Consider the following 15516-nt stretch of genomic DNA (forward strand, 5'->3'; position numbering starts at 1 on the left):
CCGGGGCCTGGAAGGACAGATCACATCAGGGCTGCACGGGCGGCGTGCCGTGCGTGTGGAAGGACTCGATGGTCTTCAGGCCCCATGCCTGGCCCTTCTTGCGCTCCTCCTCGGTCCAGGTGATGAGCGGCCAGTCGGGAGCCAGGACGAGGCGAGTGAGCGGGTTGCAGAGTTCGACGCGGTTGCCGCCGGGTTCGTAGACGTAGAGAAAGAACGTCTGCTGAATGGCGTGCTTGTGTGGTCCCGTCTCGATGAAGACGCCGGTGTCGATGGCGAGGTCGGCGGCGCGCAGGATGTCCTCGCGGGTGTCCGTAGCGAAGGCGATGTGATGCAGACGGCCCTCACTGCCGGTCCAGTCGGAGGTGTAGACGACGTCGTACGACTTGTCGGTGTACGTCAGCCAGCGTGCCGCGATCTTGCCGGAGTCGAGCCGGATCTGCTCGGTGGGGCGTGCGCCGAGGAGCTGTTCCTGCCACTCGGCGTTGGCGAGGACGTCGGCGGCGAGGAAGTTGATGTGGTCCAGGCGGCGGACGCCGACGCCGCGGTTGGGTTTCGCCTGTGGCTGGTTCTTGAGAGACGGCTTGAGCGCTTGGGGTGCCTGATAGTGCTCGCTCTCCCAATACAGGGCGTGTTCGTGGCCGTCCGGGTCGGTGGTGACGTAGAGCCGGCCGAGACCGGGCTCGTCCTCGGTCCACTTGCCCGTGCCGCCCGCCGCCTCGATCTCCTCCACCCGGCGTCGGAGCGCCTCCTCGCTGGAGGTGCGCAGGGCGAGACGGCCGAGGCCGGGCTGGTCACCGGCGGTGAGGACGAGGCTGTGGTGCTCGTAGTCGTCGAAGGTGCGCAGGTAGACGGTGTCGCCGTCCTGCCCGTTGACGGTCAGGCCCAGGAATTCGGTGAAGAAGGCGACGGAGGCGTCCAAGTCCGGGGTGAACAGCTGGGCGTGGCCGATGTGGGCGATGTCGCCGAGAGGCGGGGTCATGAGCGACCTCCTGTGGGTGGTACGGGGAAGACGGTGCCGTCGAAAATCTTGCGGGCGCTGCGGACGACGGCGGTGCGACGGGCTCTGAGACCGCCCTCGGGGGCGCGATCGATGCTGCTCTCGATGTCCGTGAATCCGCTGGGATGCTCGATGCGGAGCCGGTCGCCCTCATCGGGGAGGGCCGCGATGCCGTGCGCGACGCTTCCCTCGATCCGCAGCCCGGCCGCCACGCTCGCGGCGCCCAGGACGCCGATGGAGGGGTGGACGCGGGCCGGGATGAAGGTGCGGGTGGTGACGGCGCCGCCGTGGCGGGGCGGAGAGAGCAGGGTGAGCTTGGGGACGGTGGTGTCGGTGACATCGCCGAGTCCCATCAGCTTCCCGGCTGCCAGCCGGATTTCGTGGAGCCGGGCGGTCAGTTCCCCGTTGGTCTCCAAGTCCTTGGGGTCCTCCTGACCGGTGACCTCGAGGGCCTCAGCCGGCATCAGAACGGTTGGCATGCCGTTGTCGACGCACGTGACCTCGATGCCGGCGACCGTGTCGCGCACGTTCCCCGAGGGCAGCAACTGCCCCTTTCGTGGGGGGAACTCGATTACCACGGCAGCTGCGCTTCGGGGAACACCGGAGATTTCCGTGGCGCCGCTGTAGTCGACGCGGCCGTCAGGGGTCGGGAACGTCGCCGTGGCGAAGTCACCGGAGTTCACCATGCGGATGCGCACGGATGTCTCGCTGCTGCCTGCTCGTACGAGCCCGCGCTCGACAGCGAACGGGCCGACCCCTGCGAGCAGGTTGCCGCAGTTCTGGCGGTCCGAGACCACTGCTTTGTCCACGGCGACCTGGAGGAAGAGGTAGTCGACATCGGCCTCGGGTTCGGCCGACGGGGACACCACGGCAACCTTGCTCGTGAGGGGGTGGGCGCCGCCGAGACCGTCGATCTGGCGCGGGTCCGGGCTGCCCATGACCCGCAGCAACAGCTCGTCGCGGACGGTCTCTTCGGTGGGCAGGTCGTCTGCCAGAAAGTAGGCGCCCTTGGAGGTGCCGCCGCGCATCAGCATGCAGCGGACCTCCGCGAGGCCGGTCACGACTCGACCTCCTCGTAGGTGCGGTACTCCACGCCGAGTTTCTTGAGCTTGTCCCGCAGCCCGTAGCGGTCCAGGCCCACTTCGCCCTCCAGGAAGGCGGCGCGGGCGGCGGCCTCCTTCCGCTCGCGGGCCTCGGACGCCTCGGCGGTATCGTGGGCGCGCTCGCGCGGGACGACCACCACGCCGTCGTCGTCGGCGACGATCACGTCACCGGGGCGGATCACCTGGCCGCCGATCACGATCGGTACGTTGACGCTGCCGCCGGTGGCCTTGACCGTGCCCTGCGGGCTGACGGCGGCGGACCAGGCGGGGAAGCCCATCGCGCGCAGTTCGGCGGTGTCGCGGATACCGGTGTTCATCACCACGCCGCGCACCCCGCGCCGGGCGAGGGCGGTGGCGAACAGCTCGCCGAACAGGCCGTCCTCGCACGGGGAGGTCGTGGTGACGACGAGGAGGTCGCCCTCGCCGCACTGCTCGACCGCCGCATGGATCATGAGGTTGTCACCGGGCCAGCACAGCACCGTGACCGCGGTGCCGGCGACGCGGACGCCTTGCTGGACCGGGCGCAGATGCGTGCCGAGGAAGCCGGTGCGGCCCATGGCCTCGCCGACGGTGGCTGTCCCGTAGCCGGCGAGCGCCTCGACGGTCTTTGCCTCTGCCTTGGGAGGGTTGGTGACGATCACGCCGGGCATCAGGCGAGCTCCTTCGCGATCTGCGGGTAGGGCCGCATGTACGCCTCGGCCATGGTCTTGTGGGGGAGACCGAGGTTGGGTCCGGCGTTCCGCTTGAGCTGGACGCCTCGGCGTACGGCGAGATCCGTGTAGTAGTCCCACAGGTGCTGCTGTGCGCCAAGGCACTCCATGGCCTTGCGCTTGGTCTCCCAGACCTCGGTGATGTCGAGGAGAACCTCGGGCTTGAAGCCGCTCATCTCGGGCTGGTGCGGTTCGAAGTAGAAGACGGGCGGGGCGCCGATGATGCCGCCCTCGCCGGGGTAGCCAATGGCCTGAGCGAGGACCCGGGCCTCCAGAGCCATGCGGTTGGCGGCCGGGTGGTCGCCGTTGTACGGGTCCTCGGTGGGGTGAGTGAGGACGACGTCCGGCTGGGTCTCGCGGTAGACGGCGACGAGCCGGTCGGTCAGCTCGGCGGCGGCGACGAGCGGGTAGTCGCCGGCGTCGAAGAAGCGGACCTCGGCCCCGAGCGTCGCGGCGGCGCGCTCGGCCTCCTCACGACGGATCGCCTTGATCTCGTCGAGCTTCTTCCCCTCCCGCCACGCCTTCGCCGACTCGCCGCGCTCGCCGAAGGTCAGGCACGCGATGGTGACCTTCTCGCCCCGTGAGGCGGCCAGGGCGATGGCGCCGCCGGCCCGCCAGACGAAGTCACCGGCGTGCGCGGTGACGACGAGAGTCGAGCGGGACGGAGTGGCGGCGGGTGCGCCGTTGCCGTGGGTCATGCTGAATCTCCTTGGTGACAGTGCCGCACCCGCCCCATGAGCGCGTCTCAGTCGGCGCGCAGGGCGTCGATCACGCTGCTGAGGTGGGCACGCACGGCCGTCTCGGCCGCTTGCGGATCCCTGGCCCTGATCGCTTCGATCACGGCCAGGTGCTCACTCAGGGACTGCTGCGGACGTCCCGGCCGCAGCGCCAGCTGGAAGCGGTGGCGCACCAGCTGGGCGTTGAGCCGCTCCAGGAGGCCGACGGCCGTGCGCTGGCCGGAGGCGTCCCGGATCAGGCCGTGGAGGTCATGGTTGAGCTCGGAGTATGTGACCGGATCGCCGTCGGCGACCGCCTTGGACATGGCCTTGCCCAGGCCGGTCAGCTCGTCGAGCTGCGCGTCGGTGGCCTCGGTCGCCGCCTTGGCCGCGCACAGCCCTTCGAGCACCATCCGGCACTCCGTGATCTCCACGGCCTCCTCGACCGTCACCACCCGCACCCGCGAACCGCGGTTGCGGATCCGCTCGACCAGCCCCTCGGAGGTCAGGTCCAGCAGTGCGGCACGCATGCTGGCACGCGTGACGCCATAGCTCTCGGCGAGCTCGTTCTCCACCAGCCGCTGGGCCGGCGCCATCTCGCCCTGCAGGATCGCCTTCCTGAGTCGCTCCAGCGCATACTGCTTGGCCTGCTCTCCGGAGCCTGGACGGGCTTCCTTCGGCATCTGCCCTCCCTGAGTGAGTGCCTGTCGACGCTAAATCTAGGGCAACAGAATTGTCAACGATTCTGTTCTCACTCTTGAGGGCGGGGCGCGTCACGCGGATGCGACAGGCGGCGCCCGATGGCCCTCGTCGAGGGTCGGAGCCGCGGGCGGGGGAGGGTGGAATGGCCGTTGCCGCCGTCACCGCCGGCTTGCTGCCCTGCGGCGATCGCACGTCGGTCGTGGCGCAGATGCCGCAGCGTGTTCAGGCCGTCCACGGCGGTCAGCTCCGGCAAGGAACGGCGGAACGCGCGTGCGGTGCGGCGGTGTCGGTGGCTAACTCTTGTAGCCCGTCACCTTGGCGACCCACTTGATGAAGTCGCCCGAGTCCTCGTTGGTGGCGTGGCCCTTGTCCCAGTAGTAGGCGTGATCGATGTCGTCACCGAGGTTGTCCACGGCCAGGGCGAGGTTCGCGGCGACCGTCAGTGCGGTGTCGGTGTCGGACGTGCCGAGCCGGATCCACCAGTGCCTGGAACGGTGCGGGTTGCGCTCTTCGAGGAGGTGGAACATGGGGTTCATCAGCTTCAGCTTCTCGGGGATGTCGCTGTCGACCCGCTTGCTGCTGAGCCCGGTGGTGTCGTTCTTCGCGCTGTACGCGGTGAAGTGACGGGCCTTGGTGGTGCCCTCGCCGAACTCGTTGTTCTCGCCGGCGGACAGGTCGAACGCGTCGAACGCCGGCTGCGTCTTCTTGCGTTGGGCCACGTGCGCGAGGTAGCCCTCCCACGTGAAGGCGGCCTGGTTGTTCTTCCACGTGATGAACGTGTTCTTGGCCAGGTATGTCTCGCGCTCGGAAGCCGACAGGGCCGCGAGGTACTTCGTCGCCGACGGCTGCAGGTAGTGCTCCAAGAGGTAGCCGGCGTAGTTGCGGGCGGTGATCTTGCCGAAGCGCGAGCCCTTATGGCCGCGTAGGTTCAGGCTTGCCTGATACTCGGCGAACTGTGACTGGAGCTCCTTCGACACGCTCTGGTCGACAGTCTTTCCGGTGGTCTGCGCGGGCAGGGTGCCCCAGTTCCACTCGTAGGCGCCGTCGGCATGCTCCAGGTCGGTGATCGGGCACCAGGCGCCGGTCGCGAAGATCGCGTCGGAGGCTTCGGCCGCACCGGCCTTCCTGAGGTACGGCTCGTAGATCTTGCTGTCACCGGAGGCACCGAGCAGGGCCGAGGAGGCGCCGCCCGCGCTGGTGCCGGTGGACACGATCCGCTCGACGTTGCCCGGGATGCGGCCCTTGTTGGCGCGGATGTAACGCACGGCGGCCTTCAGGTCGACGATCACTGCGGGGGCTGTGCCGTAGTAGCTCCCGGAGGAGTCGGTCAGGCTGCGTCCGCGGGTGCCGGGCTCCACCACGACGTAGCCGGCGACCAGGGCGAGCTTCGCGAGGTTCACCATGCCGTTGATGGCGCCCGTGCCGCCGGCCATGCCGCCGTCCGTGCCGCCCGACGGCATGCCGCTGGGTATGGGGCCGCCCATGCCGCCGCTCATCTCCAGCTTGGCCTGTCCCACGCCGGTGGCGTCGGCCACTGTGGAGGGCATGTAGGCCCCCACCGCGTTGGCGAGCACGATGGGGGCGTTCGAGGCGTCGGCCGCCTTGCCGTCGATCTTCACCGGGACGCTGACGACCAGGCTCTGGTGGTCGGAGTCGCTCGGGTTCGTCACGTAGTCGCGGGCCTTGTAGAAGCGGTACGTCACCGAGTGTTCGGTGCCGGACGCGTCGGCGATCGACTCTGTCTTCTGGGTGAAGTCGTCCTGGTCAAAGGCCAGGGAGTCGTTGACCGAGACCCCCTTGCTGCCGGTGCCGCCCGTGTTTGCCGCCTGCGCGGTCAGAGCGATGCCGCCGATGGCTGCGACCCCTGCGGTCGCACCGAGTCCTATGACTACGCTCCTGCGGTTCACTGCCCTGTGCTTCACGATCATCTCCTCGCGTGGCGGGGTGTCCGCCGCCTGTCGGGGCTGCCTTCACCTTGAGTGTGCGACTTCGAGTTCTTTATTTTCAATGGTTGAAAAATTAGAAGGCCGTGAGACCGGGAGTGCCGCGGCGACCAGGCACAATGAAGCCGTGAACGCCCCCGCTCCCACCGACTCCGCGGCCGTGCGCCGGGCCAACCTCTCCTTGGTCCTGCGCTACGTCGCCGCGCACGGCCCGTGCGCACGCACCGAGGTCGCGGCGGGCACCGGCCTGGTGCACGCCTCGGTGACGGCGCTCGTCGCTGACCTGATCGATCGCGGCCTGGTGGCGGAAGTGGGCGCCGCCTCCTCCGGAGGCCGCGGTCGTCCGCGCCGACTGGTGAGCCTTGTGCCGGGGCGAGTGCGGACCACAGCCGTTCATGTGGCCTGGGGGTACAGCACGGTGATGACGTCCGACCTGGCCGGCGTACCCGGCAGGCCACGCGAACTACCGAATTCCGGAGGACCGTTCGGGCCGTTGGAGTTCCTGGCCGATGACATCGCCTCCGCCGTCGACGCCGTCGGTCACCCGGAGCCAGGAGTCCATCATGGCCGTCTGGTGATCGCTCTGTCCGGACCGGTCACCGAAAGGGATCAGTACGCGCCGAGCCCTGCGCGCAGTGCCTCGCACCTCGCCCGGCTTGTGGCCGACCGGCTGCCTGGACTGCCGTGCCCCGTCGACGTGGTCAACGACGCCAAGGCCGCGGCCCTGGCCGAGTACCACGCCCTCGCCGTGCGGGGCGGCACCGTCGCATACGTGAAGTCCGACGCGGGAGTGGCCGGTGCGCTGATCGTCAACGGCCGCGTCTTTCACGGCAGTCACGGCCTGGCGGGGGAGCTCGGCCACATCCCCGTCTCCCTCGACGGACCGGTCTGCCGGTGCGGCGCGACCGGCTGCCTGACCACGTACGTCAGCACCCGCGCGGTCCTGGAGGAGGCCGGCCTCGGCGGTTCGACTTCGCCTCACCACGCCAGCGCCGCCCTCACCGAACTCGACCACCGCCTGCGCGCAGGGGAGCCGGTCGCTCTGGCCGCACTGAACCGCGCCGGGCACGCCCTGGGCGCTGCACTTCAGTCGCTCACCGGAGTGACCGACCCTGATCACGTCGTCCTCGGAGGCCGACTCGCCGACTGGCTGCCCTGGTTGAGGCCCGGCATCGACGCCCGCCTCGCCCCGCGCCGGGGCGCCTTCCCAGCCTTTTCCCCTGCCGTCACGCCCGGGGCCCTCGGTGCCGACGCGGCCCTCCATGGTGCGCTCGCCGCCGGACGCGAACACATCCTCGCCGACCCGGCCGCCGTTCCGAAGGGATCCTGACGTCGGCCGCGCGGGTGCTGTGGTCGGCGATGGCTCAGGACCTGCCTTTGGTCGCCGTACGCTGGGCGCCGACACAAGTGAAGACGGTGAGCTCGCGGTCGGCCGCGTCGTCCATGCCCTCGGCGAGGTCCTCGTCCGTCTTGTCGCAGGCGGACGTGAACGCGATGTCCGCGTACCGGAGGGTGGGCTCCGGGTTGTCGAGGTTCGGTGCGGTATGGATCTGCACCGGCCCAGGCCATCAGCCCTGACCTCGGACGGCCGGTGACCCCCGGCCGGCACCGTGGACTTCGTCATCGCCACCGCACCCAGCCGCATCACTGGACCTCCGCGTAACGCCGACCGGGACCGGAGAAGGCTCTGCCGTGAGCCGTGCTGCCCCGTTGTCGGCATGGGCATGCCCGCGGAACCGCCGAGGGGGGCGGTCACGGGGTTCGGAAGCCTCGGAAGGTCACCTTCTTGCGTGTCGTGAAGCCGAGGCGCTCGTACAGCGCGATGACGCCGGTGTTCGTCTCGGCGACATGCAGGAAAGGACGGTCGCCGCGCGCCAGGATGCGTGCGGCGAGCGCGCGTACCAAGCGGGTGGCGTGGCCTTGGCCCCGTGCCTCGGGGGCGGTGCAGACGGCGCTGATCTCCGTCCATCCCGGGGGCCGCAGGCGTTCGCCACGAGGGCGCCGTCGACCCTGACACCCAGGTAGGTGCCGAGTTCGTGGGTGCGGGACCAGAAGGGCCCCGGCTCGGTCCGGGCGACAAGAGCGAGCATCTCGGGTACGTCGTCCATGCCCAGTACGACCATGTCGCTGTCGGGCTCGGCGCCGCGCCGGTCGGGAAGGGGGCCGCCGGACCAGATCAACTGACGGCCCGCCAGGCTGAAGACGGGCTCCCAACCCGGCGGCGGGCCGGCCGGACAGCTGAACATGTCGGCGAAGGCACCCGGACCGAGCATCGCGGCGAGGTCGGCCCAGTCCTGCGCCCCCGGCTGGACGGGCACGGCGGAGAAGGTCGCCACGTCGGCGCAATAGGTGGCGGCTCCACCCAACCGTCGGGCGAGGTGCGTGTGCGGGCCGCCGAGCGACTGCCCTACCGGATCGTCGAGTACCGAATCGTCGATCATCATTCCTGCAGTCTCACATCCGTGGCGGACGCAGTGCCCGATCGATGTCACCTGCCGCGGGCGCCCCCGGTCGTCCGCGATCGAAAAGTTTCGCGTCCCTGTGCCCGACCGGGTGGCGTTGCTTTCATGTGACCGCTGCCGCCCGAGCGGGCGTACGTACACGCGAGGAGCCTACGAGTGCTGTCCACCGAGGCCACAATCCCGGAGTCGCTCCCGTTCGGTGCAGGCACGTGGTGTCTCGACCCGGTGACGGGCGCGCCGCCCACATCGCCGACCCCCTCGCCAACGACCAGGACCGGCACCTGGCCCTGTGGTTGCGCTACCACGACGCCCGATAATGGCCGCGATAGCGCTAGGTGCCGACACTGCGGCTGCGGCGGTCGTCCTCGCCCGCCGAACCCGGCTTCCGCCGTCAACGCCGAGTAGGAGCTGTACCGCTCCTGAACTGCGGCCGCCCCCACACCCTGCCGGGTGCTAGAGGCGGCCCCGGCTGTACTGCGCCCCGCCCTGCGGGGACCGGGGCCTGACTTACACACCCCGTACCAGCGCGGGCTGGAGGGGACTTCACCGGCTGCGGGCGAACTGGTGCGCGGGCCGCCGCGCCACTCGATCCACCGCGGATCGTCCAGCACCGAGGCCGGGACCGCGACGCCGGCCCGCTCGACCAGCACCACCAGTTCCTCGTCGTCGTGGACGGTGCCCAGCAGCTCCGCGCGGCCGTAGCGGTGCACGGTGGCCCGACGTCCGCCACTCACGAACGGCCGGTGCACCACGATCGACGACCTTCGAGGCGGGCACAATACCGTGCCTGCCTCCTGGGAGCGCAGATCATAGCCCCGTCGGAAGGCCCGGGGATCTCAGCGCGTCGCCCGTTCTCTCCGCAGCCAGGTGTGCAGCACGCGAACGGTATCGGCTGCGTATGCGGTCATCATCGTCTGGTGGTCCCCCGGCACCCGCACGATGTCGTGGCCGAAGTCCCAGGTGCGGACGGGTTCCGCTGCGGTGACGGGGGCTTCCTCGCCCTGCCCGCACGGTGGGGTGGGCAGGGTGTCTTCGGCGGCCGCGGCGAGAAGCACTGGCGTCCCGAGTGTCTCGGGCAGCCAGTCCTCGAACAGGTCCAGGTACGCTCCCTGGGCCGTCAACTGGTCCTCGGTCATCAGCGCGAACGCCTGGTCGTTGATGGTGAGCCCCTGGATCTGCCGTGCGACGTACTCTTGCGGGACGTTGTCGGTCGGGAGCCACGTGTCGAGCAGCAGCAGTGCCTGCGGTGGTGTGCCCCGGCCCTCCAACCGGGCGGTGATCGCGTGCGCCAGCCAGCCTCCGGAGGAGTATCCGGCGAGGGCGAACGGGCTCTCGCCGAGCTCCCGCATCACCGTGTCGGCGTGGAGGTCGACGACCAGTTCCCTGGTGGCCGGCAAGGGTTCGCCGTCCCCGAACCCCGGCAGCGAGAGGCCGAACACGTCGTGCAGGCCGTGCAGGTGCAGGGCGAGCCGCGCGAAGTTGTGCGGCCCGGACGGGGCGACCATCGGCGGCAGGCACACCAGGACGGGGGACGAGGGGCCGGAAGCGAGCCGGACCATCCGCTGGCAGGCGCCGAATCCGGTGGTGTCGTGGCACACCGGCCGCAGTTTCGCGGCAGCCCGCAGAAAAGCGATTCCTTCACTGCACTTACCGGAGTTGGCCGCCCGGCGGTACAGCTCGCGTACACCCGCCGGGCCGGTGGGCTCCGGGTCGCGCGGGGCCGTCGGGGTGAGGACGGCCGCAGTGGGCGCCGCCGCCCCCGTGACAGGTACCGCCGACACTTCGGCGAGGTGGCGTGCGAGATCGGTCGCGGTCGGATGGTCGAACACCACCGTCGTGGGCAGGGTGAGGCCCGTCGCCGAGGACAGGCGCCGGCTCAGCTCCACGGACGCCAGGGAGTCGAACCCGAGCTCCAGGAAGCGCCGTGCGGGGTCGACGTCCTGCACCAACGGGTGGCCGAGCACCTCCGCTGCCTGCGCACGGACCAGGTCCAGTGCTGCCCGGCCGCGGTCGGCGTCCGGGAGATCGGCCAGGCGCACGGCGGGGCCGGGGGACTCTTCCTGCCGGGCGCGGGGCGCGCCGGGTGCCGCCTCGCCACGGGTGGGTGGCATGTCCCGCAGCGCGTCGAAGAGCCGGGTCTCCCGGCGGGCCGTGAATGACGGCAGGAAGCGGTCCCAGTCGACGTCGGCGACGGTCAGCCCGTTGTCGCCGGCCGCGACGGCCCGCCACAGCTCTTCCGTCGCCCGCTCGGGAGCCATGGGCAGCAGTCCTCCCCTGCGCATGACGTCCCGCATCGAAGGCTCGGTCGCCATTCCTGTCCGCGCCCACGGGCCCCACGCCACCGCGGTCGCGTTGAGTCCGCGGGCGGCCCGGTGCTGCGCGAGGGCGTCGAGGAAGGCGTTGCCCGCAGCGTAGGCCGCCTGCCCGGTGGAGCCCCAGCTCGCGGCGACGGAGGAGAACAGCACGAAGGCGTCCAGCGGCGCGTCCGCCAGGAGCGTGTCGAGGTGGGCAGCGCCCGCGACCTTCCCGGCCAGCACATCGGTGAAGTCCGCCAGGGCCGTCTCGGTCAGCGGCGCGGCGGGACCGGCGACCCCGGCCGCGTGGACCACGGCCGTCAGCGGCTCGTCGCCGGGGAGTGCGGTCAGGAGGGCGGCGACCCGTTCCCGGTTCGCGATGTCGCAGGCCATGACGAGCACGTCGCACCCCGTCGCCCGTAGCTCACCCGCCAGCTGCCGCGCACCGGGCGTGTCCATGCCGCGGCGACTGGTCAGCACCAGCCGATGGGCACCGTTACGGGCGAGCCAGTGGGCGGTCCGGGCGCCCAGTGCACCCGTACCACCGGTGATGAGCACGGTGCCCTGTGGACGCCACCGCGCTGGTTGTCCCTGGCGTGGCTCCGCCCTCTCCAGGCGGCGCGCGTACAGCCCGGACGGGCGGACCGCCAGCTGGTCCTCCCCTCGTGGCAGGGCCAGTGCGGTGCCGAGCCACATCGACGCCTGGTCGTCGAGCGTGGCGGGGAGGTCGAGGAGGCCGCCCCAGCCGTGCGGTCGTTCCAGGGCCAGGGTGCGGCCCAGACCCCAGAGCATGGCTTGTGCGGGCTCGGCAGGACTTTCGCTGGCGTCGATCGCCACCGCACCACGGGTGGCACACCACAGGGGTGCGGTGGCCTCCAGATCGGCCAGCGCCTGTGCGAGGCAGATGGTGAGGGCGAGACCTTCGCTGAGGGGGAGGGCGCGTGCAGTGGTGTCGAGGCCCAGCAGGGAGAGGAAACCCGCGGGTTCTTCCCCGTGGGGCAGCCGCCGGCGCAGGAGTTCCCTGATTCTCGTCCGGTCCGCGTCGCCGGGGCCCCACCTGATCGGCAGGACTCTGCCGCCGACGTGTTCGATGGCCAGGGACAGCCGGGACTCCGTCTCCTCGTCCACGCTCGTGGCGGGCAGCAGCAGCGGCCACACCCCGGTCGCGGTGTGCCGGCCGGTCGCTGGCGGGGTGTCCAGGCGCTGCCACGCCTCGCGGTAGCACCACCCAGCCGGCCTGTCCTGTCCCCCGGTCCGGCGGGACCGTGCCGGCACCGGTCGGTTGTGCCGGTCGAGCCAGTACCGCTGGCGCTGAAAGGCGTATGTAGGCAATTCGACATGGGTGGCCCCGCGTCCCTCGAACGGCGCCCGCCAGTCGACGCCCAGACCCTGGACGTGCAGCTCGGCGAGAGCCGCCAGCAGTGTCAGGTCCTCGGCGCGCCCCTTCCGGGTGGCGGGCGCCGCGACCACCTGGGCCGCGCCCTCGGGCAGGCAGGCCGGGACCATCGCGGTGAGCACGGCGTCGGGGCCGAGCTCCAGGTAGCCGGTGACGCCGTCCTCGTGCAGGCAGCGGACACTGTCCAGGAACCGGACGGGCCGGCGGACGTGGGCGACCCAGTACTCGGGCGACGTGAGTTGCTCTGCGGGGGCCGGCTCCCCGAAGAGGTGGGAGACCACCGGCACGGTGGGCGGGTGGTACTCGAGGTCTTCGGCCACGGCGCGCAGCTCGTCCAGGGCGTGGTCCATGTGCGGCGAGTGGAAGGCGTGGCTGACGCGCAACCGCGTGGTCCTGCGGCCCCGTGCCTCCCATGCGGCGGCGACGCGGCGGACCGCAGGCGTGTGGCCCGCGATGACGGTGGCTGCGGGGCCGTTGACCGCCGCGACGGTGACTTGGTCCCCGATCCCTTCCAGGGAGCGGAGCACCTCCTCCTCGGCTGCTTCGAGCGCAGTCATCGCACCGCCGGGCGGACAGGCCTGCATGGACCTGCCGCGCGCGGCGACGAGTGCGCACGCGTCGGCTAGCGACCACACCCCGGCGACGTGAGCGGCCGTCAGCTCGCCGACGGAGTGCCCGACCAGCGCGACGGGCCGCACCCCCCATGCCTCCACGAGCCGGTAGAGGGCGGTCTCGAACGCGAACAGCGCGGGCTGGGCGTACTCGGTCCGGTGCAGCAGTTCCGCGTCGGCCTCGTGGTGGGCGGCGAACATCACCTGCCGCAGCGGCCGTGCCAGGTGGGGTGCCATGTGCAGGCACACCTCGTCCAGGGCGCGTGCGAAGACGGGGTGGGCGGCGTACAGCTGCTGTCCCATCCCGTTGCGCTGGCTTCCCTGGCCGGTGAAGAGCGCGGCCGTCGGCAGGGGTTCCACCCCCGACCGTGCGCGGCCGGTGACCAGTCCGGGCGCCGGCCGTCCCTGGGCCAGTGCCTGCACGGCGCCCAGCAGTTCCGCCCGGTCGCGCACGGCGGCGACCGCACGGTGCTCGAACCGGGTGCGGCCCGCAAGGGTGAACCCGGTGTCCGGTAGCGTCAGTCGGGGATGGGCAGCGAGGTGCGCGGCGAGCCGTTCCGCCTGCTCGCGTACGGCCGCCTCGGTGCGGCCCGACAGTACGACGGGGAGTGTGGTGTCCGTGGCCACGGCCGCGATGGGGGTGGATCCGCCCCCCGCACCGGACGCCGGTCGTCCTCCCCTGCCTGGTGCGCCCTCGGGCGCCTCCTCGATGATGGCGTGGGCGTTGGTGCCGCTCACGCCGAACGCCGACACCGCTGCACGGCGCGGGCGGTCCGCGTGGGGTGGCCACGGCACCGGTTCCTGGAGCAGCCGCACCTGCCCGGCCGACCAGTCGACGTGCGGTGACGGCTCGGTCACGTGGAGGGTGCGCGGCAGCATCCCGTGCCGCAGGCTCATGATCATCTTGACCACTCCGGCGGCACCGGCCGCGGCCTGGGCGTGTCCGATGTTGGACTTCAGCGAGCCGAGGTGGAGCGGCCGGCCGGGCGGTCGGCCCTTGCCGTAGGCGGTGATGATCGCCCGCGCCTCGATCGGGTCGCCCAGTGTCGTTCCGGTGCCGTGGGCCTCGACCGCGTCGACGTCGGCCGCCCGCAGCCCTGCGCTGGCCAGTGTCCGGCGGATCAGTCGTTCTTGCGCGGGTCCGCTGGGCGCGGTCAGCCCGTTGCTCGCGCCGTCCTGGTTCACGGCGGTGCCGCGCAGCACCGCCAGGATCCGGTGTCCCCGCCGTCGCGCGTCGTCGATCCGCTCCAACACCACCACGGCCGCCCCCTCGGCCCAACCGGTCCCGTCGGCGGAGGCCGAGAACGCCTTGCACCGCCCGTCCGGCGCCAGCCCTCGCTTCCGGCTGAACTCCGACAGCATGCCCGGCGTCGACATCACTGTCACACCGCCGGCGAGTGCCAGGTCGCAGTCGTCCGCCCGGAGCGCCTGCCCGGCCAGGTGCAGCGCCACCAGCGACGCGGAGCACTGCGTCTCGACGGTGAGGGCCGGTCCCTCGAGGCCGAAGGTGTAGGCGACCCTCCCGGAGACCACGCCCAGCGCGTTGCCGGTCAGCATCTGGCCCTGCGCCTTCGGCGGGGCCTCGTGCCACGCCGGTCCGTAGTCCTGGAGGGAGACTCCGGTGAAGACCCCCGTCCGGCTGCCGCGCAGCGTGTACGGGTCGATGCCCGCGCGCTCCAGGGCCTCCCAGGAGGTCTCGAGCATCAGCCGCTGCTGCGGGTCGAGCGCCACCGCCTCCCAAGGACCGATGCCGAAGAAGCCGGGGTCGAACAGGTCGACACCACTGAGGAACCCGCCGTGGCGGGTGTAGGTGGTGCCCGGCGACCGGGGGTCCGCGTCGTACAGCGCGTCCAGATCCCACCCGCGGTCCTCGGGCAGCCCTGTGATGGCGTCCCTCCCCTCTGCGACCAGCCGCCACAGCTGCTCGGGAGAGTCGGCACCCCCGGGCAGGCGGCATGCGAGACCGATCACGGCGAGTGGCTCTTGGACCCCAACAGCGGCGTCGGCGGCCGTTCCCGCCAGCGTGTGGTCATCGTCCCCTCCGCACAGCCCGAGGAGCGCGGACCGCAGGTGGCCCACCAGCGTATGGGGGGTCGGGTGGTCGAAGAACACGGTCGCAGGCAGCCCCACCCCCGTGACCTCGCGGAGGTCAGCGCGCAACCGGTCCGCCACCTGCCGGTACACGCCCAGCCTCCGCCAGGGGGACGTCATCTCGGCCGACCGGTCGGTGACACCCGTTACGGCCGACAGCCGTGTCCACACCAGATCGAGCAGGGCCAGATGCTGCTCCGGTTCGGGGAGGCGGCGCAGCTTGTCACTCCACTGGGCCGTGCCGTGCCGCATCGAGGACCTGTGCGCATTCGCCACGCTTCACTTCCCATGCTCCGTCGCCACCACGCCCTGCCTCTGGCCTCCGCTCCCGCTCTGCGCCCTGTCGGATCCCCCCGGAGAGTCCGCCGGCGGACAGCCGTGTCGGTGTGGTTCAACGACACGGCATTCACCGCGTCACGCTGTCGGTGGTGCTGCCGTAGCCCGTCCACCGAGAAGCGCCGGTGCCCGTACGGGACCCGGGCCGGGTCGCC

The 15516-nt window shown here is 71.3% G+C and carries 9 protein-coding genes and 1 pseudogene; 1 reads left to right on the forward strand and 9 read right to left on the reverse strand.

Annotation, left to right across the window (positions count from 1 at the left end):
* Nucleotides 1-25: 25 nt before the first annotated feature.
* From ACSURM_RS37410 to ACSURM_RS37435, 6 genes are all read right to left on the reverse strand, one after another.
* Nucleotides 26-979: a catechol 2,3-dioxygenase gene (locus ACSURM_RS37410; protein ID WP_436960642.1), complete on the reverse strand. Its 954-nt coding sequence runs from the start codon at nt 977-979 to the stop codon at nt 26-28.
* Complete coding sequence (locus ACSURM_RS37415; protein ID WP_436960644.1) at nt 976-2058, reverse strand: 4-oxalomesaconate tautomerase; 1083 nt, start codon at nt 2056-2058, stop codon at nt 976-978. Before ACSURM_RS37415 ends, ACSURM_RS37410 begins: the two co-directional genes overlap by 4 nt.
* Nucleotides 2055-2750 carry a 4-carboxy-4-hydroxy-2-oxoadipate aldolase/oxaloacetate decarboxylase gene (locus ACSURM_RS37420; protein ID WP_436960645.1) on the reverse strand — a complete coding sequence of 232 codons (696 nt, stop codon included), beginning with the start codon at nt 2748-2750 and terminating at the stop codon, nt 2055-2057. The genes ACSURM_RS37415 and ACSURM_RS37420 overlap by 4 nt, the downstream gene beginning before the upstream one ends.
* Nucleotides 2750-3508 carry a PIG-L deacetylase family protein gene (locus ACSURM_RS37425; RefSeq protein ID WP_436960647.1) on the reverse strand — a complete coding sequence of 253 codons (759 nt, stop codon included), beginning with the start codon at nt 3506-3508 and terminating at the stop codon, nt 2750-2752. Before ACSURM_RS37425 ends, ACSURM_RS37420 begins: the two co-directional genes overlap by 1 nt.
* A 47-nt stretch (nt 3509-3555) precedes the next feature.
* Nucleotides 3556-4209: a GntR family transcriptional regulator gene (locus ACSURM_RS37430; RefSeq protein ID WP_436960649.1), complete on the reverse strand. Its 654-nt coding sequence runs from the start codon at nt 4207-4209 to the stop codon at nt 3556-3558.
* A gap of 312 nt (nt 4210-4521) precedes the next feature.
* Complete coding sequence (locus ACSURM_RS37435; RefSeq protein WP_436960651.1) at nt 4522-6156, reverse strand: subtype B tannase; 1635 nt, start codon at nt 6154-6156, stop codon at nt 4522-4524.
* A 142-nt stretch (nt 6157-6298) separates the two neighbouring features.
* Between ACSURM_RS37435 and ACSURM_RS37440 the strand changes: the two genes are divergently transcribed.
* On the forward strand, nt 6299-7501 hold the full coding sequence (locus ACSURM_RS37440) for an ROK family transcriptional regulator (protein ID WP_436960653.1): 1203 nt from the start codon (nt 6299-6301) through the stop codon (nt 7499-7501).
* A gap of 34 nt (nt 7502-7535) precedes the next feature.
* On the opposite strand, the gene ACSURM_RS37445 is transcribed toward ACSURM_RS37440, so the two are convergent.
* The 3 genes and pseudogenes from ACSURM_RS37445 to ACSURM_RS37455 form a co-directional block, all read right to left on the reverse strand.
* Nucleotides 7536-7727, reverse strand: a complete 192-nt coding sequence (locus tag ACSURM_RS37445) for a hypothetical protein (RefSeq protein ID WP_436960655.1) — start codon at nt 7725-7727, stop codon at nt 7536-7538.
* Nucleotides 7728-7923: 196 nt separating this feature from the next.
* Nucleotides 7924-8615, reverse strand: a pseudogene (locus ACSURM_RS37450) (GNAT family N-acetyltransferase).
* 854 nt (nt 8616-9469) lie between these two features.
* Nucleotides 9470-15277, reverse strand: a complete 5808-nt coding sequence (locus ACSURM_RS37455) for a type I polyketide synthase (protein ID WP_436961265.1) — start codon at nt 15275-15277, stop codon at nt 9470-9472.
* Nucleotides 15278-15516 lie beyond the last annotated feature (239 nt).

The sequence above is a fragment of the Streptomyces sp. SudanB182_2057 genome (assembly GCF_964272715.1).
GTDB lineage: Bacteria > Actinomycetota > Actinomycetes > Streptomycetales > Streptomycetaceae > Streptomyces > Streptomyces rubradiris.

Excerpts from the sequence above, each read along its gene's own strand:
- ACSURM_RS37410 (WP_436960642.1), bottom strand. The coding sequence starts at position 979 with ATGACCCCGCCTCTCGGCGACATCGCCCACATCGGCCACGCCCAGCTG.
- ACSURM_RS37420 (WP_436960645.1), bottom strand. The coding sequence starts at position 2,750 with ATGCCCGGCGTGATCGTCACCAACCCTCCCAAGGCAGAGGCAAAGACC.
- ACSURM_RS37425 (WP_436960647.1), bottom strand. The coding sequence starts at position 3,508 with ATGACCCACGGCAACGGCGCACCCGCCGCCACTCCGTCCCGCTCGACT.
- ACSURM_RS37430 (WP_436960649.1), bottom strand. The coding sequence starts at position 4,209 with ATGCCGAAGGAAGCCCGTCCAGGCTCCGGAGAGCAGGCCAAGCAGTAT.
- ACSURM_RS37435 (WP_436960651.1), bottom strand. The coding sequence starts at position 6,156 with ATGATCGTGAAGCACAGGGCAGTGAACCGCAGGAGCGTAGTCATAGGA.
- ACSURM_RS37455 (WP_436961265.1), bottom strand. The coding sequence starts at position 15,277 with ATGCGGCACGGCACGGCCCAGTGGAGTGACAAGCTGCGCCGCCTCCCC.